Origin of the sequence: Bacillus altaicus (genome assembly GCF_042136375.2) — a bacterium.
Lineage (GTDB): Bacteria > Bacillota > Bacilli > Bacillales > Bacillaceae_G > Bacillus_A > Bacillus_A cereus_U.
Map to the genome: position 1 here is coordinate 1,838,318 of NZ_CM143394.1, position 22,619 is coordinate 1,860,936.

Sequence of the window (22,619 nt, forward strand, 5' to 3'; positions counted from 1 at the left end):
TATGAGTTTTTTAAAAAAATTAAAAGAAAAAATTTCAAAACAAACGGATACGGTAACAGAGAAGTTTAAACAAGGATTAGAAAAAACGAGAAATTCATTTGCTGATAAAGTAAATGACTTAGTGTACCGTTACCGTAAAATAGACGAAGATTTCTTTGAGGAATTAGAAGAAATTTTAATTAGTGCGGATGTCGGAGTTTCGACAGTGATGGAATTAATTGATCAGTTGAAAGAAGAAGTGCAACGTCGTAACATTCAAGATCCGAAAGAAGTACAGGCTGTTATTTCTGAAAAGCTAGTGGGAATTTACAAAGGTGACAGCGACTTTAGTAATGAAGTTAATATACAAGAGGATCAATTAACGGTAGTTTTATTTGTTGGTGTTAATGGTGTGGGGAAAACGACGACGATTGGTAAGCTTGCACATAAATTTAAATCAGAAGGTAAGTCTGTCCTATTGGCGGCAGGAGATACATTCCGTGCTGGGGCGATTGAACAATTAGAAGTATGGGGCGATCGTGTTGGTGTAGAAGTAATTAAACAAGGATCAGGATCTGACCCAGCGGCGGTTATGTATGATGCTGTACAAGCGGCAAAGGCCCGTAAAGTGGATGTATTACTATGTGATACAGCAGGACGCTTACAAAATAAAGTAAACTTAATGAAAGAGTTAGAGAAAGTGAAGCGCGTAATTGAGCGTGAAGTACCAGGGGCTCCTCATGAAGTATTACTAGTTATTGATGCAACAACAGGACAAAATGGCTTAAGCCAAGCGAAAACATTCCGTGAAGCAACAAATGTTACTGGTATTGTTTTAACGAAGTTAGATGGAACTGCTAAAGGTGGTATCGTCTTAGCGATTCGTAACGAAATGGATGTTCCGGTGAAATTTGTTGGGCTAGGAGAGCAAATGGATGATCTGCAGCAGTTTGATCCAGAACAATATGTTTATGGTTTGTTTGCGAACTTAGTAGAAACAGAAGAAGTGTAAGTGAAAGAAGCGGTGTTTCCGCTTCTTTTTCTATAAAAATATGTGATGTTAAGAAAAAAACTTGACACTCTTTTGTACTCCATGTAAACTAAATCATGTAAAGGGAAATCACTTAACAAAGGATGATCCAACATGCTCGAGAAAACAACGAGAATGAATTATTTATTTGATTTTTATCAATCGTTGTTAACGCAAAAACAAAGAAGTTATATGTCGCTTTATTATCTAGATGATTTATCTCTTGGTGAAATTGCGGAAGAATTTGATGTAAGTCGCCAAGCCGTGTATGATAACATTAAACGGACTGAAGCGATGCTTGAAGAATATGAAGATAAATTAGTATTACTTCAAAAGTTTCAAGAGCGACAGCGACTTGTTGCAAAGCTAAAACAGCTAATCAGCGAAGAAGAGCATGTGTATGAAGAAATGAAACAAGTTGTTGAAGCTATCGAAAAATTAGATTAGGAGGGCGGCAATATGGCATTTGAAGGATTAGCCGACCGACTTCAACAGACAATGCAAAAAATCCGCGGCAAAGGAAAAGTTTCTGAAGCCGATGTGAAAGAAATGATGAGAGAAGTTCGTCTAGCTCTTTTAGAAGCGGATGTTAACTTTAAAGTAGTAAAAGATTTTATAAAGCGTGTGTCTGAGCGTGCTGTCGGACAAGATGTAATGAAAAGTTTGACACCTGGACAACAAGTAATTAAAATCGTACAGGAAGAACTTACAGAACTTATGGGCGGAGAGCAAAGCAAAATTGCTGTTGCTAATAAGCCACCTACTGTTATAATGATGGTTGGTCTGCAAGGTGCGGGTAAAACAACGACGACAGGTAAGCTTGCGAATTTGCTTCGTAAAAAGCATAATCGTAAACCGATGCTTGTTGCAGCGGATATTTACCGTCCAGCAGCAATTCAACAGCTTGAAACATTAGGGAAGCAATTGGACATGCCTGTTTTCTCCTTAGGAGATCAAGTAAGTCCGGTTGAAATTGCGAAACAAGCGATTGCGAAAGCAAAAGAAGATCATCACGATTATGTTTTAATCGATACAGCGGGTCGCCTGCATATTGATGAAGAACTAATGGATGAATTAGCGAAAGTCAAAGAAGTTGCGAAACCGGATGAAATTTTCCTTGTTGTCGATGCGATGACAGGACAAGACGCGGTAAATGTAGCACAAAGTTTCCATGAACAGTTAGGATTAACAGGTGTTGTATTAACGAAATTAGATGGTGATACGCGCGGTGGTGCGGCATTATCTATTAAGGCTGTAACAAATACACCAATTAAATTTGCTGGTATGGGTGAAAAACTAGATGCAATTGAAGCGTTCCATCCAGAACGTATGGCATCCCGTATTTTAGGGATGGGTGACGTCTTAACATTAATTGAAAAAGCGCAAGCTACAGTTGATGAAGAGAAAGCAAAAGAACTTGAGCAAAAAATGCGTACGCTTTCGTTTACGCTTGACGATTTCCTAGAACAACTTGGACAAGTGCGTCAACTTGGACCGCTTGACGAATTGTTAGGAATGCTTCCCGGTGCAAATAAAATTAAAGGGCTGAAAAATGCACAAGTTGATGAAAAACAAATTGGGCATATTGAGGCAATTATTCGTTCTATGACTAAAGTAGAACGAGAACAACCGGAAATAATCAATGCTAGTCGTAAAAAGCGCATTGCCAAAGGTAGCGGTACAACGGTACAAGAAATCAATCGTCTAATCAAGCAATTTGATGATATGAAAAAAATGATGAAGACGATGACGGGAATGCAAAAAGGTAAGAAAAAAGGACTAGGTGGATTGAAGTTTCCATTCATGTAAGGAAAAAAGATAGCTCTGTTAAGAAAAAATACTTTACAAAGCAATAGTCTTTTTGCTAATATAATTATCTGTGTGAAATAAATTCGGAGGTGCTTTATAAATGGCAGTTAAAATTCGTTTAAAACGTATGGGAGCTAAAAAAACTCCTTTCTATCGTGTAGTTGTTGCAGATTCTCGTTCTCCTCGTGACGGACGTTTCATTGAGGAAATCGGTACTTACAATCCGGTTGCTCAACCAGCGGAAGTTAAGATCAACGAAGAAGCAGCATTAAAATGGTTAGGAAATGGTGCTAAACCATCTGATACAGTTCGTAACCTTTTCTCTAACCAAGGTATCATGGAGAAATTCCACTTATCTAAACAAGGTAAGTAATTGAGGCAATGACAATGAAAATGTTAGTCGAGACAATTGTTAAACCTCTTGTGGATCATCCTGGAGATGTAAAAGTTACACAGGAACTTTGCAACGGAGAAATAAAGTATCGATTAACTGTACATCCTGAGGATGTTGGAAAAGTCATTGGAAAGCAAGGGAAAGTTGCGAAAGCGATTCGAATGCTCTTGTATTCAGTGGGACATCATAATGATGAGAACGTCACACTGGAAATTCAATAAACGTAAAAAGGGCGAGGAGTTATTTCCTCTCCCTTTTTTAACATTTAAAGAGAAATTGCATGTTCCATATATGAAATGGAAATGCTTAATTTATATAGAAACCAGGGGTGACATACTATTTATGACAAAATGGTTTAACGTAGGGAAAATTGTAAATACTCATGGCGTAAAAGGAGAAATTCGTGTTATTTCTCGTACTGATTTTCCAGAAGAGCGATATAAAGTAGGGAACACGTTATACATATGGGATGAGAAAGGTACAGACTATCTTACAGTGAAGGTAACTGCTCATCGTCAACATAAGACATTTGATTTATTAACATTTGAAGGATACAACAATGTAGATGAAGCAGAGAAGTTTAAAGGTTCTTTAATAAAAGTACCAGAAGAGCAGTTAGGCGAACTAGCTGAAGGTGAATACTACTACCATGAAATTATTGGTTGCAACGTTGTAACGGAAGAAGGAGAAGCGTTAGGGACAATCAAAGAGATTCTATCTCCTGGTGCGAATGACGTTTGGGTGATTAAACGTCCAAAAGGTCAAGATCTGTTAATTCCTTATATTGATGACGTTGTACTTCAAGTTAACATTGAAAATAAATTAGTAACCATTCATGTAATGGAAGGGCTACTATAATGAAAATTGACATTTTAACATTGTTTCCAGATATGTTTACGGGTGTATTTGGGTCTTCAATTTTAAAGAAAGCACAAGAAAAAGAAGCGGTAGAGCTTCGTGTTGTCAATTTCCGTGAGTATACAACTAGTAAGCATAATAGTGTAGATGATTATCCGTATGGTGGGGGCGCTGGTATGGTATTAACCCCGCAGCCTATCTTTGATGCAGTAGAAGAGTTAACTAAGGAAACAGACCGTAAGCCGAGAATCGTCTTAATGTGTCCACAAGGAGAGCGTTTCACGCAGAAGAAGGCAGAAGAGCTTGCTGGAGAAGAGCATGTTATTTTTGTATGTGGCCATTATGAAGGATACGATGAACGAATTCGTGAGCATCTTGTAACAGATGAGATTTCTATTGGGGATTACGTATTAACGGGTGGAGAATTGGCTTCTATGGTAGTCACTGACAGTGTTGTACGTCTTTTGCCAGGAGTGCTGGGGAATCAAACATCACAAGTGGAAGACTCTTTTAGCACAGGTTTGTTAGAGCACCCACATTATACACGTCCTGCTGATTTTCGTGGTATGAAGGTACCGGATGTACTAATGTCAGGAAATCATAAAAACATTGATGAATGGCGCCATAAAGAGTCACTACGTCGTACGTACACACGTAGACCGGATTTACTGGAAGAACGAGAATTATCTAAGCAAGAAGAGAAATGGCTGGAACAGATTAAAGAAGACCGATAAGGGCTTGATATATTTTCTATTGCAACAGTCCTAGCAATATGCTATTATAACATTTGTGCTACTGAAATCAGTAGCCGTATTAACGATGTTCCGCTGTAATTTAATAAGACTTTATAAGAGCATCTGTTTAAAGGAGAGAATTTAATATGCAACAATTGATCACAGAAATCACAAAAGGCCAATTGAAAACTGACCTTCCTTCATTCCGTCCTGGAGACACTTTACGTGTACACGTAAAAGTAGTTGAGGGAACTCGTGAAAGAATTCAGCTTTTCGAAGGTGTTGTAATTAAACGTCGTGGTGGCGGAATCAGTGAAACATTCACAGTTCGTAAGATTTCTTACGGTGTAGGTGTTGAGCGTACATTCCCAGTTCACACGCCAAGAATCGCGAACATCGAAGTACTTCGCCGTGGTAAAGTACGTCGTGCTAAGTTATACTACTTACGTAACCTTCGCGGTAAAAAAGCACGTATTAAAGAAATTCGATAAGACATGTATGGGAGCTTGTAAATACACAAGCTCCCTTTTTCCAATCTATATGAAATTTTGGTATAATACGAGCAGCTTACATAACTGTGGAGGGGAAAGCATGAAGAAAGAGAAGAGCTCACTTTGGGAATGGATCAAAGCAATTTTGATTGCTGTTGTATTAGCGGGCGTAATTAGACAGTTTTTCTTTGCCCCAATTCTCGTAGATGGTGTATCCATGTCGCCGACTTTACATGACCGTGATCGAATGATTGTTAATAAAATTGGCTATCACATAGGTGATCCGAAACGCTTTGATATTATTGTATTCCGAGCGACGGAAGAAAAAGATTACATTAAGCGTATTATTGGCCTGCCAGGCGACGAAATCGAATACCGTAATGATAAACTATATGTTAACGGGAAACCTTATGAGGAGCCGTATTTAGATAAGCAGAAAAAACAACTTGCTGACGGACCGCTTACATATGATTTTACTCTTGAAGAAATGACAGGAAAGAAAACTGTTCCAGAAGGTCAATTATTTGTTTTAGGCGATAATCGTCGTTTTAGTAAAGATAGCCGTTCGATTGGTACAATTTCAATGGACCAAGTGATTGGTAAAGCAAATATGCTATATTGGCCGTTAAAAGATGCACGTATTGTGAAATAAAAGAAAAAGAAGGTGGCAACATGGTAATCCAATGGTTCCCGGGACATATGGCAAAGGCTAGACGCCAAGTAACAGAAAAATTAAAGTTAATTGATGTTGTAATTGAGCTTGTAGATGCTCGATTACCTTTATCTTCTCGTAATCCAATGATTGATGAAATTATTACGCATAAACCAAGGCTTGTTGTTTTAAATAAAGCGGATATGGCGGATGATCGTCTTACAAAGCAGTGGATTGCATATTTTGATGAAAGAGGTCAAAAGGCAATTTCAATTAATGCACAAGCTGGACAAGGTATGAAAGAAATTGCAGCAGCTTGTAAAGTGCTTGTCAAAGAAAAATTCGATAAAATGGTTGCTAAAGGCATTAGACCAAGAGCAATTCGTGCTTTAATTGTAGGTATTCCAAACGTTGGTAAATCTACACTGATTAATAAATTAGCGAAGAAAAATATAGCAAAAACAGGAGATCGTCCTGGTGTGACAACGGCTCAGCAGTGGATTAAAGTTGGGAAAGAAATGGAATTATTAGATACACCAGGTATTTTGTGGCCTAAATTTGAAGATGAATTAGTTGGTCTTCGTTTAGCGACGACGGGTGCAATTAAAGATTCTATATTAAATCTACAGGATGTAGCTATTTATGCATTACGTTTTATGGAAAAACATTATCCAGAACGTTTAAAAGAGCGATATAAGTTAAATGACATTCCAGAAGAAATTGTGGAGTTATTTGATGCAATTGGAAAAAACAGAGGTTGCTTAATGGGCGGCGGAATGATTGATTATGATAAAACATCTGAGCTTATACTTCGTGAGCTTCGTGGTGGAAGATTTGGGAAAATGACATTTGAAACACCAGAAGAGTTTGCGGAGCAGGTGGAAGATGTAGAAAAAGTAGAAGAAGTATAAGACGTGCGTTTGTACGTCTTTTCTTTTTGGTTACGTTTAAAAGGAGTGTAAATGAATGCAAAAAATGACTATTCAAGAAGCGGGATGTTTGCTGCAAGAAATTATGAGTGAAGAAGACGAGCGTTTTCAAATGTTAGTGAAAGATGAGAGAAAAGGTGTTCAAAAACTAATTTTGAAGTGGTATAAACAAAAAGAATTAGCTCAAAAAGAAAGAGGGAAATTTCTAGAAATGTCAAAGTACGAAAATGAGTTACGTGAAAAAGGGCTCACGTACATTGCTGGCATTGATGAAGTGGGCCGTGGGCCGTTAGCAGGACCTGTTGTGACCGCGGCTGTCGTCCTTCCAGAAGATTTTTATATTCCAGGATTAAATGACTCGAAAAAATTAAGTGAAGCGAAACGTGAGCGTTTTTATGATGAAATTAAAGAGCATGCAATTGCGATTGGAGTTGGAATTGTATCACCACAAGTTATTGATGAAATAAATATTTATCAAGCGACGAAGCAAGCGATGTTAGATGCCGTTGCTAATTTATCATGTACACCAGAATATTTATTAATCGATGCGATGAAGCTTCCTACATCAATTCCACAAACATCAATCATTAAAGGTGATGCGAAAAGTGTCTCTATCTCAGCTGCATCTATTATTGCGAAAGTCACGAGAGATCGCATGATGAAAGAGTTAGGAGGGAAGTATCCTGCATATGGATTTGAACAACATATGGGATATGGGACGAAACAGCATTTAGAAGCGATTGAAGCACATGGAGTATTAGAGGAACATCGAAAATCATTTGCGCCAATTAAAGATATGATTCAAAAATAAGCTGTATATTCACAGCTTATTTTTTATTTTGGTATATAAACATTATTATTTTCGAAAAAGAATAAAGCGATTTCAGTTTTCTGACACTTTATTGTAGACAGCGTGCCAATCATCTTATACAATGGCAATGTAATGTTTTTTAAACATTAAAAAACTTTTTGAGTAAAACAGGAAAACAGGGGAGGATGGGACTATGAATATCCATGAGTACCAAGGTAAGGCAGTCCTTAGAAGCTATGGGGTTAGCGTTCCGAACGGGAAGGTTGCATTTACAGTAGAAGAAGCTGTAGAAGCAGCGAAAGAATTAGGAACGGAAGTATGTGTAGTTAAAGCGCAAATTCACGCTGGTGGACGCGGCAAAGCTGGCGGTGTAAAAGTTGCGAAAAATTTAGAAGAAGTTCGTACATATGCAGAAAGCATTTTAGGAACGACACTTGTGACGCATCAAACAGGTCCTGAAGGTAAGGAAGTAAAACGCTTACTTATCGAAGAAGGTTGCGATATTAAAAAAGAATATTATGTAGGTCTTGTATTAGATCGTGCAACTTCTCAAGTTGTTTTAATGGCATCTGAAGAAGGTGGAACAGAAATTGAAGAAGTAGCAGAAAAAACGCCTGAAAAAATATTTAAAGAATATATTGATCCAGCAGTAGGTTTACAAGGTTTCCAAGCGCGTCGAATCGCGTTTAACATCAATATTCCAAAAGAACTTGTAGGACAAGCTGTGAAGTTTATGATGGGCTTATACAGTGCGTTTATCGAAAAAGATTGCTCTATCGCTGAGATTAATCCACTTGTTACAACAGGTGACGGTAAAGTAATGGCGTTAGATGCAAAATTAAACTTTGATTCTAATGCGTTATATCGCAATAAAGATATTTTAGAACTTCGTGACCTTGAAGAAGAAGATTCAAAAGAAATTGAAGCTTCTAAATATGACTTAAACTACATTCCTTTAGATGGAAATATCGGTTGTATGGTTAATGGTGCAGGTTTAGCAATGGCTACAATGGATATCATTAAACATTACCATGGTGACCCAGCTAACTTCTTAGATGTTGGTGGCGGCGCAACAGCTGAAAAAGTTACAGAAGCATTCAAAATTATCCTTTCTGACAAAAATGTAAAAGGTATCTTCGTTAACATTTTTGGTGGCATTATGAAGTGTGATGTTATCGCAGAAGGTGTTATTGAAGCAACGAAGCAGGTAGGTCTTGAGTTGCCTTTAGTTGTACGTCTTGAAGGTACAAACGTAGAGTTAGGAAAGAAAATTTTAAATGAGTCTGGTTTAAATATTGTTGCAGCAGAATCTATGGCAGACGGTGCACAAAAAATTGTTTCACTAGTGGGCTAATAGAAAGCGGGGGAGAAAAATGAGCGTATTAGTTAATAAAGATACAAAAGTTATTGTTCAAGGTATTACAGGTTCTCAAGGGTTATTCCATACAAAGCAAATGATTGAATACGGTACGAAAATTGTAGGTGGTGTAACACCAGGTAAAGGTGGCACTGATATTGAAGGCGTACCAGTATTTGATACAGTAGAAGATGCTGTGAAAGCAACAGGCGCAAACGCTTCAGTTGTATACGTTCCACCCGCTTTTGCGGCTGATGCAATTATGGAAGCTGTTGATGCAAAGATTGATTTAGTAGTATGTATTACTGAAGGAATCCCTGTATTAGATATGGTAAATGTTAAGAGATATATGGCGGGTAAACATACACGTTTACTTGGACCAAACTGTCCTGGTGTTATTACACCTGACGAATGTAAAATTGGTATTATGCCAGGATATATTCACAAAAAAGGTCATGTTGGTATCGTATCTCGCTCTGGTACATTAACGTATGAAGCTGTACATCAGTTAACACAAGAAGGTATTGGCCAATCTACTGCTGTAGGTATCGGCGGAGACCCTGTTAACGGTACGGACTTTATTGATGCGTTAAAAGCATTTAATGAAGATGAAGAAACGCATGCTGTAATTATGATTGGTGAAATCGGCGGTACGGCAGAAGAAGAGGCAGCTGAGTGGGTACAAGCTAATATGACAAAACCAGTTGTAGGCTTCATTGGCGGTCAAACTGCGCCTGAAGGCAAACGTATGGGTCATGCTGGGGCGATCATTTCTGGCGGCAAAGGAACTGCTGCTGAAAAGATTAAAACAATGGAAGCTTGTGGTATTAAAGTAGCGGAAACACCAGCTGTTATGGGTGAAACATTAATCTCTGTTTTAAAAGAAAAGGGATTATTTGAGACTTGTAAAAACTACTAATCTTTTTGAAAGACACCTTCTTATTAGAGGGTGTCTTTTTACACATTTTTTGTTTACATAATAAAAATTATGGGTAAGGAGAATTGAGATGAAAAGAGAACGTTTATTGCACCTTCATTACATGTTGGCGGATCATTGGAAGGCGATGGAGAGACTACTATATGTTGATCCGGAACTGAAGAGAATATACACTTTTAGTCCGAAACAATTTGAATATTACGCTGGAATATCCCCGAAAAAATCTTCAGAACTAGTAAATTTCCTTCAGACTTCAAATCTAAAGCAATATGTATCCTATTTAGAAAAAAATGGAATATTTTATATAACCATATGGGATGAGGAGTATCCGCAACTATTACAGGAAATACAAGATCCCCCTTTTGTTTTATACGGAAAAGGAGAGAGAGATTTTCTTAGCAAGATAAATAAATTAGCGATTGTTGGAACGAGAGAACCGTCTTTATATGGAAAGGAGAGTATGAAGTTTATTTTACAACCTTTACTTGAAAAAGAATGGCTTATTGTTAGTGGGTTTGCAAGAGGGATAGATACAATTGCTCATGAAGTTACAGTAAGGCAGCATTGCCCGACTATTGCAATATTAGGACACGGATTATCTTATATGTATCCAAAGGAGAATAGAGGTTTATATGACACATAGAGGTTTATATGACACGTGGAAAGATTATATATTGTTATTGACAGAGTATCCGCCTCATTATGTGCCGAAAAAATGGTATTTCCCAAAAAGAAATCGAATTATTAGCGGTATAAGTAAAGGTGTTTTAGTTGTAGAAGCAAAAACGAGAAGTGGATCCCTTATTACTGCAGACCTTGCGTTAGAACAAAATAGAGAGGTGTTTGCGCTTCCTGGACCTATATTTATAGAGAGTGTAGCGGGAACGAATCATCTAATTCAACAAGGCGCAAAGCTAGTAAGAAATGCGGAGGATATCCTTGAAGAAATTTTAAATTAACCATATATTTTTATGTTTTTATTAAACAATTATTGACAAATGGTAGATTGTCGCTGTATGGTATATTCATTCTTGATTGACAAAAACAAGAGAAATCAATAAGATTGATGAAGACTTGAATCCACCTCTTAAGGAGGCACTAGCATGTCAGATTACCTCGTAATCGTGGAGTCGCCTTCTAAGGCGAAGACCATTGAAAAATATTTAGGGAAAAAATACAAAGTCGTCGCGTCCATGGGACATGTCCGCGATTTACCTAAAAGCCAAATGGGGATAGAAGTAAAGAATAACTTCACCCCGAAGTATATTACCATTCGTGGTAAGGGTCCCGTTTTAAAAGATTTAAAATCAGCGGCAAAAAAAGCAAAGAAAGTCTATCTCGCGGCCGATCCGGATCGTGAAGGAGAAGCAATTGCTTGGCATTTAGCAAATACGTTAAATGTGGACGTTGAATCAGATTGCCGAGTTGTATTTAATGAGATTACAAAAGATGCAATAAAAGAATCATTTAAATATCCTCGTGCAATTAATATGGATTTAGTAGATGCACAACAGGCAAGGCGTATACTCGATCGTCTTGTTGGCTACAATATTAGTCCTTTATTATGGAAGAAAGTAAAAAAAGGATTAAGTGCAGGACGCGTACAATCTGTAGCAGTTCGTTTAATCATCGAACGTGAAAAAGAAATTCAAAGTTTTGAACCTGAAGAATTCTGGACAATTAAAACAGAATTTGTGAAAGGGAAAGACACATTTGAAGCAAGCTTTTACGGCGTAGATGGTGAAAAAGTTCAATTAACGAACGAAGCACAAGTGAACGAAATAATCGAAAAGATGAAAGACAATGCGTTTTCGGTTGAAAATGTAACGCGAAAAGAGCGAAAGCGTAACCCTGCATTACCGTTTACAACATCTTCCTTGCAACAAGAGGCTGCGCGTAAGTTAAATATGCGAGCAAAGAAAACAATGATGCTTGCACAGCAGCTGTATGAAGGGATGGATCTTGGAAAACAAGGGACTGTAGGTCTTATTACGTATATGAGAACTGATTCAACACGTATCTCAGAAACAGCTCAAACAGAGGCTCGTGATTACATTACTGAGGCGTTTGGTGCGGAATACATAGGAACAGAGAAGAAGAAGGAAACGAAAAAGTCGAAAGCACAAGATGCGCATGAGGCGATTCGTCCTACTTCGGTAATGAGAAAGCCAGAGGAACTAAAAAGTTTCTTAAGTCGTGATCAACTCCGTTTGTATAAACTGATTTGGGAGCGATTTGTTGCAAGTCAAATGGCATCTGCTATAATGGATACTGTTACAGCGAAACTCATTAATAACAATGTTCAGTTCCGTGCAAGTGGATCAGTTGTAAAGTTCCCAGGATTTATGAAAGTGTACGTAGAGTCGAAAGATGATGGTGCGGAAGAAAAGGATAAGATGTTGCCACCGTTAGAAGTAGGTGAAACTGTATTTTCAAAAGATATAGAACCGAAGCAACATTACACACAGCCTCCGCCGCGTTATACAGAGGCTCGTCTAGTAAGAACACTGGAAGAGCTTGGAATTGGGAGGCCGTCTACTTATGTACCGACACTTGAAACAATCCAAAAAAGAGGATACGTTGCTTTAGATAATAAACGCTTCGTTCCGACTGAGCTTGGTGGAATAGTAATCGAACTTATTTTAGAGTTTTTCCCAGAAATTATTAACATTGAATTTACTGCCAATATGGAGCAAAGCCTTGATGAAGTAGAAGAAGGAAATGCAAATTGGGTGAAAATTGTTGATGATTTCTACGTAGGATTTGAACCGCGCTTAGAAAAAGCGGAAAAAGAAATGCGTGAAGTGGAAATTAAAGATGAACCAGCTGGGGAAGACTGTGAATTATGTAGTCACCCGATGGTCTTTAAAATGGGTAAATATGGGAAGTTTATGGCTTGTTCGAATTTCCCGGAATGTCGTAATACAAAACCGATTGTAAAAGAAATCGGTGTTACTTGTCCGAAGTGTGATAAAGGGCAAATTATTGAACGCCGTAGTAATAAAAAGAAACGTCTTTTCTACGGATGCGGTACGTATCCAGAATGTGACTTTGTATCTTGGGATAAGCCGATTGGTCGTAAATGTCCGAAGTGTGAAGGTATGCTCGTAGAGAAAAAGTTGAAAAAAGGCGTGCAAGTACAATGTGTTTCGTGTGATTATGAAGAAGAACAACAAATGTGAGCGTAACTGCTCACATTTTTTTCGGGAAGAAAAGGAAAGGTGATATATATATGACAACACAGGTAGTAAACGTCATTGGCGCAGGTCTTGCAGGAAGCGAAGCAGCTTACCAAATTGCAAAGCGTGGTGTCCAAGTAAAATTATATGAAATGAGACCAGTAAGGCAAACACCAGCTCATCATACAGATAAATTTGCTGAATTAGTATGTAGTAACTCACTTCGCGCAAACACATTAACAAATGCTGTCGGTGTTATTAAAGAAGAAATGCGCCTAATGGATTCTGTCATTATTCGTGCAGCTGATGAGTGCTCTGTACCAGCAGGAGGTGCTTTAGCTGTAGACCGTCATGAATTCGCGGCGAAAGTGACTGAATATGTGAAAAATCATCCGAACGTAACTGTAATGAATGAGGAAATTACTGAAATTCCAGAGGGACCAACTGTTATTGCGACAGGTCCACTTACGTCTCCGGGTCTTTCTGCACAATTAAAAAAACTAACAGGTGAAGATTATTTTTATTTCTATGATGCTGCAGCGCCAATCGTTGAGAAAGACAGCATTGACATGAATAAAGTATATTTAAAATCTCGTTATGATAAAGGTGAAGCGGCATATTTAAACTGTCCAATGACAGAAGAAGAGTTTGATCGCTTTTATGAGGCTTTAATTGCTGCTGAGACAGTGCCTTTAAAAGAATTTGAAAAAGAAATTTTCTTTGAAGGTTGTATGCCAGTAGAAGTTATGGCAAGTAGAGGAAGACAGACGTTAGTATTTGGACCGATGAAGCCTGTTGGGTTAGAAGATCCGAAAACAGGGAAAACACCGTATGCGGTTGTTCAGTTACGTCAAGATGATGCAGCAGGAACATTATACAATATTGTGGGCTTCCAAACACATTTAAAGTGGGGGCCACAAAAAGAAGTGTTACAGCTAATTCCAGGACTAGAAAACGCAGAGATTGTACGTTATGGTGTAATGCATCGTAATACGTTTATTAATTCGCCTAATTTGCTTCGTCCAACATATCAATATAAACAACGTGATGATTTATTCTTCGCTGGTCAAATGACTGGGGTAGAGGGTTATGTTGAATCAGCAGCATCAGGATTATTAGCGGGTATTAACGCTGCTCGACTTGTACAAGGTGAAGAGCCAGTTGTATTACCACCTGTAACTGCAATGGGAAGTATGGCAAATTATATTACTGCGACAAATGCGAAAAACTTCCAGCCAATGAATGCAAACTTCGGTTTATTTACACCGTTAGAGAAGAAAATTAAAAAGAAACAAGAGCGAAATGAAGCATATGCTACACGCGCTTTGGAAACAATTCAAAATTTTGTAAATATTTAATTAAATTTCTTGCAAAGGCTACTAAGTTGTGATACGATTTAGTAGCCTTTATTGAGGTGAGTTATATGGATGTGAATGTGAAGAAATTGTTACAATTATTCGTTGGATATTTACAAATTGAAAGAAATTATTCAAAATATACAATTGCAAGTTATCAAAATGATTTAGAACATTTTGTGCAATTTATGGAGCGAGAAGGCATATCCTCTTTTTTAGATGTTACATACGCGGATGTTCGTTTATACTTGACGACGTTGCACGATCAGAAGTTAGCCCGTAAATCTGTCGCAAGGAAAGTATCAAGCTTACGAAGTTTATATCGTTTTTTGATGCGTGAAGGTTATCAAAAAGATAATCCGTTTGCACTTGCATCACTTCCCAAGAAAGAATTATCAATCCCAAAGTTTTTATATGCTGAAGAGTTAGAGGAATTGTTTGAAGTTTCTGATACAGGGGCGCCATTAGGTCAAAGGAATCAAGCTTTATTAGAGTTGATGTATGCAACTGGGATTCGTGTAAGCGAATGCGTTAATTTGCAACTTACGGACATTGACTTTGCAGTGGGAACAATTTTAGTGATGGGAAAAGGGAAAAAACAAAGATATATTCCGTTCGGAAGCTATGCACAAGATGCTTTAATTACTTATATAGAGAACGGGAGAAAACAGTTAGCTCAAAAGACTGAAGAACAATCTCATATGGTATTTTTAAATGCGAAAGGTAAGCCGTTAACAGATCAGGGTGTACGTTATGTTTTGAACGAACTCATTAAGAAAGCTTCACTTACAATGCGGATAAGTCCCCATATGTTAAGGCATACATTTGCTACACATATGTTGGATGAAGGAGCGGATTTACGTACTGTGCAGGAGCTATTAGGTCATGAGAGTTTGTCAACGACACAAATTTATACGCATGTCTCTAAAGAAAGATTGCGTTCTGTGTACATGAAGCATCACCCGCGGGCATAAATTGCTTTTAAGGCTATAAAAACATATAAAGGAGTTTTTTCTATGGGAAATTTCCACGCTACAACGATATTTGCAGTTCATCATAATGGAGAATGTGCAATGGCTGGAGATGGTCAGGTAACGATGGGGAATGCTGTTGTAATGAAACATACAGCTCGCAAAGTTCGCAAACTTTTCCAAGGGAAAGTTTTAGCGGGTTTTGCAGGATCAGTTGCTGATGCATTTACTCTTTTTGAAATGTTTGAAGGAAAATTAGAAGAGTATAATGGCAACTTGCAGCGCGCTGCAGTTGAGATGGCGAAACAATGGCGTGGTGATAAAATGCTACGTCAGCTAGAAGCAATGCTCATTGTCATGGATAAAACAACGATGCTCCTTGTTTCAGGTACAGGAGAAGTGATTGAACCAGATGATGGTATTTTAGCAATTGGTTCAGGCGGACATTATGCACTTGCTGCTGGTCGTGCTTTAAAGCAACATGCAAGTGAACATTTAACAGCGAAACAAATTGCGAAGGCCAGTTTAGAAATTGCAGGCGATATTTGTGTTTATACGAACCACAACATAATTGTTGAAGAATTGTAGAATCGTAAGGGAGGCATTTTATATGCATTTACATTTTACTCCGCGTCAAATTGTGGAAAAATTAGATCAATACATCATCGGTCAAAAAGATGCAAAGAAAGCGGTTGCTGTAGCTCTACGAAATCGATACCGTCGCAGTAAATTAGTTGAAAATTTACGTGATGAAATTGCACCTAAAAACATTTTAATGATTGGACCGACAGGTGTTGGTAAAACAGAGGTAGCACGGCGAATGGCGAAACTCGTTGGAGCACCTTTTATTAAGGTTGAAGCGACGAAATTTACAGAAGTTGGATATGTGGGTCGAGATGTAGAGTCGATGGTCCGCGATCTTGTCGAAACATCTGTTCGTATTGTGAAAGAGGAAATGGTAGTTAAAGTTCAAGATAAAGCAGAAGAGCAAGCGAATCAACGTCTTGTTGAAATTTTAGTGCCGAGTCCGGAGAAACAATCTGGATTTAAAAATCCATTAGAAATGCTTTTTGGTGGTAATCAAAATTCAAACCAAACATCTGATGCACAGGAAGATGATGAAATCGAAAAGAAACGTCAAGATGTGGAAAGAAAGCTTGCGGCAGGCCTTCTTGAAGATGAAGTGATATCGATCGAAGTGACGGAACAACAGTCTTCTATGTTTGATATGTTGCAAGGAACTGGCATGGAGCAAATGGGAATGAATTTCCAAGATGCACTAGGAAGTATCATGCCGAAAAAAACGAAAAAACGTAAACTTTCTGTAAAAGAAGCAAGAAAACTCTTGACAAATGAAGAGGCACAGCGCTTAATTGATATGGATGAAGTTACACAAGAGGCTGTTTATCGTGCTGAACAGCTCGGGATTATTTTTATCGATGAAATTGACAAAATTGCTGGTAAGCAGTCGAATAGCGTAGATGTATCGCGTGAAGGTGTGCAACGTGACATTTTACCGATTGTAGAAGGATCGAATGTAGCAACAAAATACGGGTCAGTAAAAACCGATTATATTTTATTTGTTGCAGCTGGAGCGTTCCATATGTCTAAACCGTCGGATTTAATTCCGGAATTGCAAGGGAGATTTCCGATTCGAGTAGAATTAACAAAATTATCGGCGGATGATTTTGTTAAAATATTAATCGAGCCTGACAATGCGTTAATTAAACAGTACATGGCGTTATTAGCGACTGAAGGTATAGAAATTGAATTTTCAGACGAAGCTATTCGTAAGATTGCTGAGATTGCTTATCAAGTTAATCAGGATACAGATAATATTGGAGCGAGAAGACTTCATACTGTTATGGAGAAGCTCCTTGAAGATTTATCGTTTGAGGCATCTGAAATTACGTTAGAGAAAATAACGATAACACCTCAATATGTTGAGGAAAAATTAGCGACAATAGCTAAAAATAAAGATGTGAGCCAGTTTATTTTGTAATAGTGTCATCAGGTGACTCGCCCTAGTTTCCAAGTGATGAAAAAATATGTAAGTAACATGTAGGAGGAACTTTTGAAATGGAATTATTAGCAAAAACGAGAAAATTAAATGCGTTATTACAGAGCGCAGCAGGAAAGCCTGTAAACTTTAGAGAGATGTCTGACACAATGTGTGAAGTAATTGAAGCGAACGTGTTCGTTGTAAGTCGTCGCGGTAAATTATTAGGATATGCGATTCACCAACAAATCGAGAACGAACGTATGCAGCACATGCTTGCAGAGCGTCAATTCCCAGAAGAGTATACGCAAAGCTTATTCCATGTTACAGAAACATCTTCAAATTTAGGTGTGGATAGTGACTACACAGCATTCCCAGTAGAAAATAGAGAATTATTCGGTCAAGGTTTAACTACAATCGTACCAATCGTTGGTGGCGGTGAGCGTCTAGGTACACTAGTATTAGCTCGTCTTGGTCAAGAGTTCTTAGACGATGATTTAATTCTTGCTGAATACAGCTCAACTGTAGTAGGTATGGAAATCTTACGTGAAAAAGCAGAAGCAATCGAAGAGGAAGCACGTAGTAAAGCTGTTGTTCAAATGGCGATTAGCTCATTATCTTACAGTGAGTTAGAAGCAATCGAGCATATCTTCGAAGAATTAAACGGAACAGAAGGTTTACTTGTTGCAAGTAAAATTGCTGATCGCGTAGGAATTACTCGTTCTGTAATCGTAAATGCACTACGTAAATTAGAAAGTGCTGGTGTTATTGAGTCTCGCTCTTTAGGTATGAAAGGAACATACATTAAAGTGCTAAACGACAAGTTTCTACAGGAACTTGCTAAATTGAAAACAAACTAATTTATAAAAAAACTCTCCTCGGTTGAGGAGAGTTTTTTGTTTTTTTAAGAGAATGATTTTGCTTACGTAAGGCGTCATGACAACGTTCATTAGAAAACTATTAATTAACCTTCAATTCCTTGCTTAAAGGAATTGAAGGTTGGTAATACTAGAATTTGAGCGTGAAAAAAAGAAAGTTTTACATTGTTCGCATTTTCGACTTGATTGTAATATTTCAGTATGATATAATAAGCAGTGGTGTCAGTACAAAGTACACACGTTTACTGATTTAAGTGTTGGTGCTACGTTCGTAGTTTCGCTTAGAGATGAAGTAAATGGAGGATATCAAAAACCATTTAGGAGGAACTAAATTATGTCAGTAATTTCTATGAAACAATTGCTTGAAGCTGGTGTTCATTTCGGACATCAAACTCGTCGTTGGAACCCAAAAATGAAGCGTTACATCTTCACAGAGCGTAACGGTATCTACATCATCGACTTACAAAAAACTGTGAAAAAAGTTGAGGAAGCTTACCGCACGATGCGTGACATCGCTGCTGAAGGTGGAGACATTTTATTCGTAGGTACTAAAAAACAAGCACAAGAAGCTATTAAAGAAGAAGCAACTCGTGCTGGTATGTACTTCGTTAACCAACGTTGGTTAGGTGGAACTTTAACAAACTTCCAAACAATCCAAAAGCGTATCAAGCGTCTTAAAGATATCGAAAGAATGCAAGAAGATGGTACTTTCGAAGTACTTCCTAAGAAAGAAGTTGTTCAACTTAAAAAAGAGTTAGAGCGTCTTGAGAAATTCTTAGGCGGTATTAAAGATATGAAAGGTCTTCCAAGTGCATTATTCATAGTAGACCCTCGTAAAGAGCGTATTGCAGTTGCTGAAGCACGCAAATTACACATTCCAATCATCGGTATCGTTGATACAAACTGTGATCCGGACGAAATCGATCACGTTATTCCAGCAAACGATGATGCAATTCGTGCTGTAAAACTTCTTACATCTAAAATGGCAGACGCGATCCTTGAAACAAAACAAGGTGAAGAAACTGTTACTGCGTAACAAATTTGGAAAGGTGATAAGGGGTTCGGCCTTTTATCACCTTTTTTAAGGTATAAACACCTTTATAAAAGGTATAAATACATATTTTAGGAGGATGAAAAATATGGCAATCACTGCACAAATGGTAAAAGAACTTCGCGGAAAAACTGGCGCAGGTATGATGGACTGCAAAAAAGCTTTAACTGAAACTAATGGCGACATGGAGAAAGCAATTGACTTCTTACGTGAAAAAGGTATTGCGAAAGCTGCTAAAAAAGCAGACCGCATCGCTGCTGAAGGTTTAACTTTCATCGAAACAAACGGTAACGAAGGTTTAATCTTAGAATTAAACTCTGAAACTGATTTCGTTGCGAAAAACGAAGGTTTCCAAGCATTAATTAAAGAATTAGCTGCTCACTTATTAGCTAACAAACCTGCTAACGTTGAAGAAGCTATGGCTCAAACAATTGAAGGCGGCAAAACAGTAGAAGAGTACATCAATGAAGCAATCGCTAAAATTGGTGAAAAACTTACACTTCGTCGTTTCGAAATCGTATCAAAAACTGATGCAGATGCATTCGGCGCTTACCTACACATGGGTGGACGTATTGGTGTATTAACAGTTCTTGAAGGTTCTACTGATGAAGCAGCTGCTAAAGATGTAGCAATGCACATTGCAGCAGTTAACCCTAAATACATCGACCGCGATGCTGTAACAGCTGAAGAAGTTGAGCATGAGCGTCAAGTATTAACACAACAAGCTTTAAACGAAGGCAAGCCTGAAAAAATCGTTGCGAAAATGGTAGAAGGCCGTCTTGGCAAATTCTTTGAAGAGATTTGCTTACTTGACCAAACATTCGTTAAGAACCCTGATATGAAAGTTCGTCAATTCGTTGAGTCTAAAGGCGGAACATTAAAAGGATTCGTTCGCTACGCTGTTGGTGAAGGTATCGAAAAACGCGAAGACAACTTTGCTGAAGAAGTAATGAACCAAGTAAAAGGTAACAACTAATACAGATTAGGGAACACATTGTGTTCCCTTTTTTAAAATAAAGATGTAAGCAATTGGAGGTTCATTATGAGTAAACCGAAATATGATCGTGTCGTTTTAAAGCTAAGCGGAGAAGCTTTAGCTGGCGAGCAAGGATTTGGAATTAACCCAGCTGTTATTAAGTCAGTTGCGGAACAAGTGAAAGAAATTGCAGAACTTGATGTAGAGGTTGCTGTTGTTGTTGGTGGCGGTAACATTTGGCGTGGGAAAATTGGAAGTGAAATGGGCATGGATCGTGCAGGAGCAGATTACATGGGCATGTTGGCAACAGTTATGAATTCATTAGCTCTTCAAGATAGCTTAGAGAATATTGGAATTCAAACTCGCGTACAAACTTCAATTGAGATGCGTCAAGTGGCAGAGCCTTACATTCGTCGTAAAGCAATTCGTCACTTAGAGAAAAAACGTGTTGTTATCTTTGCTGCAGGTACTGGTAACCCATACTTCTCTACAGATACAACAGCAGCATTACGTGCAGCTGAAATCGAAGCGGACGTTATTTTAATGGCGAAAAATAATGTGGATGGCGTATATAGTGCAGATCCATCTATTGACCCAACAGCTACGAAATACGAAACACTTACTTACTTAGATGTATTAAAAGCAGGTTTAGGTGTAATGGATTCTACAGCTTCTTCTTTATGTATGGATAATGATATTCCATTAATTGTATTCTCGGTTATGGAAAAAGGTAACATTAAACGTGCCGTTTTAGGCGAAAATATTGGAACAGTTGTAAGGGGGAAATAAATTATGGGACAACAAGTATTGAAGTCTTCAAATGAAAAAATGGAAAAAGCAGTTGCTGCTTATTCTCGTGAATTAGCAACAGTTCGCGCTGGTCGTGCAAGCTCGTCTGTATTAGATAAGGTACAAGTTGATTACTATGGTGCACCAACACCAGTTGTGCAATTAGCGAACATTACAGTTCCAGAAGCACGCTTGCTTGTAATTCAACCTTATGATAAAACTTCTATCGGTGATATTGAAAAAGCAATTTTAAAAGCAGATTTAGGCTTAAACCCTTCTAATGATGGAACTGTAATTCGTATTGCATTCCCTGCATTAACAGAAGAGCGTCGTCGTGATCTTGTAAAAGTTGTGAAAAAATATGCTGAGGAAGCAAAAGTTGCTGTTCGTAACGTACGTCGTGACAGTAATGATGACCTTAAGAAGCTTGAAAAAGCTGGCGGCATTACAGAAGATGATTTAAGAGGATATACTGAAGATATCCAAAAAGAAACAGATAAATATATTGCAAAAGTTGACGAAATCGCAAAAAACAAAGAAAAAGAAATTATGGAAGTGTAATAGCGATAATTTCGCAAATATGACCCTCTTCTTAAGGGGGTCTTTTTACACTTTTAGGCATACGTCTGCTTGTTGGAGGGTATGAATGATGTTTAAAAAGTTTCCTTTTTTTAAAAGTAAAAAGGTCACATCGTTTGATCATCTCATTGAAAAAGTGAAAAAAGGATATATCCCAGAACATATTGCTATTATTATGGATGGTAATGGAAGATGGGCAAAGAGAAGAGCCATGCCTCGCATTGCTGGTCATCATGAAGGTATGCAAGTTGTGAAGAAAATCACAAAATTTGCAAGTAAGCTTGATGTGAAAGTATTAACTCTTTATGCTTTTTCGACTGAGAACTGGAAAAGACCGAAAAAAGAAGTTGATTATTTGATGAAGCTTCCAGAAGAATTTTTAGGTGCATTTTTACCAGAGTTGATTGAAGAAAATGTACAAGTCCGAGTAATAGGGCAAAAAGATCGTCTTCCTACGCATACGCGCAGAGCGATGGAAAAAGCCATGGAAGATACGAAAGAGAATACGGGATTAATTCTTAATTTCGCGTTAAACTATGGAAGTCGAGATGAAATCGTTTCTGCTGTGCAACATATGATGAAAGATAGTGAGGAAGGAAAAATTCGTTCGGAAGAAATAAGTGAAGAAATGATTTCTTCTTACTTAATGACGAGTTCTTTACCTGATCCAGAGCTGTTAATCCGTACAAGCGGAGAGCTACGTATTAGTAATTTCATGTTATGGCAAATTGCTTATTCGGAATTTTGGTTTACAGATGTGTATTGGCCAGATTTTACCGAGGAACATTTGCTAAATGCGATTACAGACTTTCAACATAGAGGGCGCAGATTCGGAGGCGTGTAGAAAGAGAGGGTTTGGTA

The 22,619-nt window shown here is 37.9% G+C and carries 24 protein-coding genes and 1 pseudogene; all 25 read left to right on the forward strand.

Annotated elements, in window-relative coordinates:
* The first annotated feature begins 1 nt into the window (after nt 1).
* The 25 genes and pseudogenes from ftsY (at nt 2) to uppS (ending at nt 22,602) form a co-directional block, all read left to right on the forward strand.
* Nucleotides 2–991 (forward strand): signal recognition particle-docking protein FtsY, encoded by a 990-nt coding sequence (gene ftsY, locus ACE38F_RS09740; RefSeq protein ID WP_002160733.1) that lies wholly within the window; start codon nt 2–4, stop codon nt 989–991.
* Between the two features lie 132 nt (nt 992–1,123).
* Nucleotides 1,124–1,456: a putative DNA-binding protein gene (locus tag ACE38F_RS09745; RefSeq protein WP_002160734.1), complete on the forward strand. Its 333-nt coding sequence runs from the start codon at nt 1,124–1,126 to the stop codon at nt 1,454–1,456.
* Nucleotides 1,457–1,468: 12 nt separating this feature from the next.
* On the forward strand, nt 1,469–2,818 hold the full coding sequence (gene ffh / locus ACE38F_RS09750; RefSeq protein ID WP_215553963.1) for a signal recognition particle protein: 1,350 nt from the start codon (nt 1,469–1,471) through the stop codon (nt 2,816–2,818).
* Between the two features lie 100 nt (nt 2,819–2,918).
* The gene (rpsP, locus tag ACE38F_RS09755; protein ID WP_000268750.1) at nt 2,919–3,191 is read left to right on the forward strand and encodes a 30S ribosomal protein S16; all 273 of its coding nucleotides are present in this window, start codon (nt 2,919–2,921) and stop codon (nt 3,189–3,191) included.
* A 14-nt stretch (nt 3,192–3,205) separates the two neighbouring features.
* Complete coding sequence (locus tag ACE38F_RS09760) at nt 3,206–3,433, forward strand: KH domain-containing protein (RefSeq protein WP_002088196.1); 228 nt, start codon at nt 3,206–3,208, stop codon at nt 3,431–3,433.
* A gap of 121 nt (nt 3,434–3,554) precedes the next feature.
* The gene (gene rimM, locus ACE38F_RS09765; RefSeq protein ID WP_033710827.1) at nt 3,555–4,070 is read left to right on the forward strand and encodes a ribosome maturation factor RimM; all 516 of its coding nucleotides are present in this window, start codon (nt 3,555–3,557) and stop codon (nt 4,068–4,070) included.
* The gene (gene trmD / locus ACE38F_RS09770) at nt 4,070–4,804 is read left to right on the forward strand and encodes a tRNA (guanosine(37)-N1)-methyltransferase TrmD (RefSeq protein ID WP_002014522.1); all 735 of its coding nucleotides are present in this window, start codon (nt 4,070–4,072) and stop codon (nt 4,802–4,804) included. Before rimM ends, trmD begins: the two co-directional genes overlap by 1 nt.
* A 146-nt stretch (nt 4,805–4,950) precedes the next feature.
* On the forward strand, nt 4,951–5,295 hold the full coding sequence (gene rplS, locus ACE38F_RS09775) for a 50S ribosomal protein L19 (RefSeq protein WP_002014524.1): 345 nt from the start codon (nt 4,951–4,953) through the stop codon (nt 5,293–5,295).
* 100 nt (nt 5,296–5,395) lie between these two features.
* Nucleotides 5,396–5,947, forward strand: a complete 552-nt coding sequence (gene lepB, locus ACE38F_RS09780) for a signal peptidase I (RefSeq protein ID WP_002066791.1) — start codon at nt 5,396–5,398, stop codon at nt 5,945–5,947.
* Nucleotides 5,948–5,967: 20 nt separating this feature from the next.
* Nucleotides 5,968–6,858, forward strand: coding sequence for a ribosome biogenesis GTPase YlqF (gene ylqF / locus ACE38F_RS09785; protein ID WP_002066792.1), 891 nt, complete (start codon nt 5,968–5,970; stop codon nt 6,856–6,858).
* Between the two features lie 55 nt (nt 6,859–6,913).
* Entirely contained in the window at nt 6,914–7,687 is a 774-nt protein-coding gene (locus tag ACE38F_RS09790) for a ribonuclease HII (RefSeq protein WP_375369427.1), read from the forward strand.
* A gap of 193 nt (nt 7,688–7,880) precedes the next feature.
* A complete protein-coding gene (gene sucC / locus ACE38F_RS09795) occupies nt 7,881–9,041 on the forward strand; it encodes an ADP-forming succinate--CoA ligase subunit beta (RefSeq protein ID WP_002014529.1) in 1,161 nt (386 codons plus the stop codon).
* A gap of 19 nt (nt 9,042–9,060) precedes the next feature.
* On the forward strand, nt 9,061–9,963 hold the full coding sequence (sucD, locus tag ACE38F_RS09800; RefSeq protein WP_000115186.1) for a succinate--CoA ligase subunit alpha: 903 nt from the start codon (nt 9,061–9,063) through the stop codon (nt 9,961–9,963).
* An 88-nt stretch (nt 9,964–10,051) separates the two neighbouring features.
* Nucleotides 10,052–10,940 (forward strand): annotated as a pseudogene (gene dprA, locus ACE38F_RS09805) (DNA-processing protein DprA).
* A 144-nt stretch (nt 10,941–11,084) separates the two neighbouring features.
* On the forward strand, nt 11,085–13,163 hold the full coding sequence (topA, locus tag ACE38F_RS09810; RefSeq protein ID WP_341306005.1) for a type I DNA topoisomerase: 2,079 nt from the start codon (nt 11,085–11,087) through the stop codon (nt 13,161–13,163).
* Nucleotides 13,164–13,213: 50 nt separating this feature from the next.
* The gene (gene trmFO / locus ACE38F_RS09815; RefSeq protein WP_341306006.1) at nt 13,214–14,518 is read left to right on the forward strand and encodes an FADH(2)-oxidizing methylenetetrahydrofolate--tRNA-(uracil(54)-C(5))-methyltransferase TrmFO; all 1,305 of its coding nucleotides are present in this window, start codon (nt 13,214–13,216) and stop codon (nt 14,516–14,518) included.
* Between the two features lie 71 nt (nt 14,519–14,589).
* On the forward strand, nt 14,590–15,489 hold the full coding sequence (xerC, locus tag ACE38F_RS09820) for a tyrosine recombinase XerC (RefSeq protein ID WP_375369627.1): 900 nt from the start codon (nt 14,590–14,592) through the stop codon (nt 15,487–15,489).
* Between the two features lie 42 nt (nt 15,490–15,531).
* The gene (gene hslV, locus ACE38F_RS09825; protein ID WP_002014538.1) at nt 15,532–16,074 is read left to right on the forward strand and encodes an ATP-dependent protease proteolytic subunit HslV; all 543 of its coding nucleotides are present in this window, start codon (nt 15,532–15,534) and stop codon (nt 16,072–16,074) included.
* Between the two features lie 22 nt (nt 16,075–16,096).
* A complete protein-coding gene (hslU, locus tag ACE38F_RS09830; protein WP_002146096.1) occupies nt 16,097–17,488 on the forward strand; it encodes an ATP-dependent protease ATPase subunit HslU in 1,392 nt (463 codons plus the stop codon).
* Nucleotides 17,489–17,565: 77 nt separating this feature from the next.
* A complete protein-coding gene (codY, locus tag ACE38F_RS09835; RefSeq protein WP_215553959.1) occupies nt 17,566–18,345 on the forward strand; it encodes a GTP-sensing pleiotropic transcriptional regulator CodY in 780 nt (259 codons plus the stop codon).
* 352 nt (nt 18,346–18,697) lie between these two features.
* The gene (rpsB, locus tag ACE38F_RS09840; protein ID WP_002088178.1) at nt 18,698–19,399 is read left to right on the forward strand and encodes a 30S ribosomal protein S2; all 702 of its coding nucleotides are present in this window, start codon (nt 18,698–18,700) and stop codon (nt 19,397–19,399) included.
* Nucleotides 19,400–19,502: 103 nt separating this feature from the next.
* Complete coding sequence (gene tsf / locus ACE38F_RS09845) at nt 19,503–20,390, forward strand: translation elongation factor Ts (RefSeq protein ID WP_002160738.1); 888 nt, start codon at nt 19,503–19,505, stop codon at nt 20,388–20,390.
* 66 nt (nt 20,391–20,456) lie between these two features.
* A complete protein-coding gene (pyrH, locus tag ACE38F_RS09850) occupies nt 20,457–21,179 on the forward strand; it encodes a UMP kinase (protein ID WP_002146098.1) in 723 nt (240 codons plus the stop codon).
* Between the two features lie 3 nt (nt 21,180–21,182).
* Nucleotides 21,183–21,740 (forward strand): ribosome recycling factor, encoded by a 558-nt coding sequence (gene frr, locus ACE38F_RS09855; RefSeq protein WP_215553958.1) that lies wholly within the window; start codon nt 21,183–21,185, stop codon nt 21,738–21,740.
* An 85-nt stretch (nt 21,741–21,825) separates the two neighbouring features.
* Nucleotides 21,826–22,602 carry an isoprenyl transferase gene (gene uppS / locus ACE38F_RS09860; RefSeq protein WP_002111371.1) on the forward strand — a complete coding sequence of 259 codons (777 nt, stop codon included), beginning with the start codon at nt 21,826–21,828 and terminating at the stop codon, nt 22,600–22,602.
* Nucleotides 22,603–22,619: the final 17 nt, after the last annotated feature.

Coding starts and splice junctions, on each gene's coding strand:
- ftsY (WP_002160733.1), top strand. CDS start 2: ATGAGTTTTTTAAAAAAATTAAAAGAAAAAATTTCAAAACAAACGGAT.
- ACE38F_RS09745 (WP_002160734.1), top strand. CDS start 1,124: ATGCTCGAGAAAACAACGAGAATGAATTATTTATTTGATTTTTATCAA.
- ffh (WP_215553963.1), top strand. CDS start 1,469: ATGGCATTTGAAGGATTAGCCGACCGACTTCAACAGACAATGCAAAAA.
- rpsP (WP_000268750.1), top strand. CDS start 2,919: ATGGCAGTTAAAATTCGTTTAAAACGTATGGGAGCTAAAAAAACTCCT.
- ACE38F_RS09760 (WP_002088196.1), top strand. CDS start 3,206: ATGAAAATGTTAGTCGAGACAATTGTTAAACCTCTTGTGGATCATCCT.
- rimM (WP_033710827.1), top strand. CDS start 3,555: ATGACAAAATGGTTTAACGTAGGGAAAATTGTAAATACTCATGGCGTA.
- trmD (WP_002014522.1), top strand. CDS start 4,070: ATGAAAATTGACATTTTAACATTGTTTCCAGATATGTTTACGGGTGTA.
- rplS (WP_002014524.1), top strand. CDS start 4,951: ATGCAACAATTGATCACAGAAATCACAAAAGGCCAATTGAAAACTGAC.
- lepB (WP_002066791.1), top strand. CDS start 5,396: ATGAAGAAAGAGAAGAGCTCACTTTGGGAATGGATCAAAGCAATTTTG.
- ylqF (WP_002066792.1), top strand. CDS start 5,968: ATGGTAATCCAATGGTTCCCGGGACATATGGCAAAGGCTAGACGCCAA.
- ACE38F_RS09790 (WP_375369427.1), top strand. CDS start 6,914: ATGCAAAAAATGACTATTCAAGAAGCGGGATGTTTGCTGCAAGAAATT.
- sucC (WP_002014529.1), top strand. CDS start 7,881: ATGAATATCCATGAGTACCAAGGTAAGGCAGTCCTTAGAAGCTATGGG.
- sucD (WP_000115186.1), top strand. CDS start 9,061: ATGAGCGTATTAGTTAATAAAGATACAAAAGTTATTGTTCAAGGTATT.
- topA (WP_341306005.1), top strand. CDS start 11,085: ATGTCAGATTACCTCGTAATCGTGGAGTCGCCTTCTAAGGCGAAGACC.
- trmFO (WP_341306006.1), top strand. CDS start 13,214: ATGACAACACAGGTAGTAAACGTCATTGGCGCAGGTCTTGCAGGAAGC.
- hslV (WP_002014538.1), top strand. CDS start 15,532: ATGGGAAATTTCCACGCTACAACGATATTTGCAGTTCATCATAATGGA.
- hslU (WP_002146096.1), top strand. CDS start 16,097: ATGCATTTACATTTTACTCCGCGTCAAATTGTGGAAAAATTAGATCAA.
- codY (WP_215553959.1), top strand. CDS start 17,566: ATGGAATTATTAGCAAAAACGAGAAAATTAAATGCGTTATTACAGAGC.
- rpsB (WP_002088178.1), top strand. CDS start 18,698: ATGTCAGTAATTTCTATGAAACAATTGCTTGAAGCTGGTGTTCATTTC.
- tsf (WP_002160738.1), top strand. CDS start 19,503: ATGGCAATCACTGCACAAATGGTAAAAGAACTTCGCGGAAAAACTGGC.
- pyrH (WP_002146098.1), top strand. CDS start 20,457: ATGAGTAAACCGAAATATGATCGTGTCGTTTTAAAGCTAAGCGGAGAA.
- frr (WP_215553958.1), top strand. CDS start 21,183: ATGGGACAACAAGTATTGAAGTCTTCAAATGAAAAAATGGAAAAAGCA.
- uppS (WP_002111371.1), top strand. CDS start 21,826: ATGATGTTTAAAAAGTTTCCTTTTTTTAAAAGTAAAAAGGTCACATCG.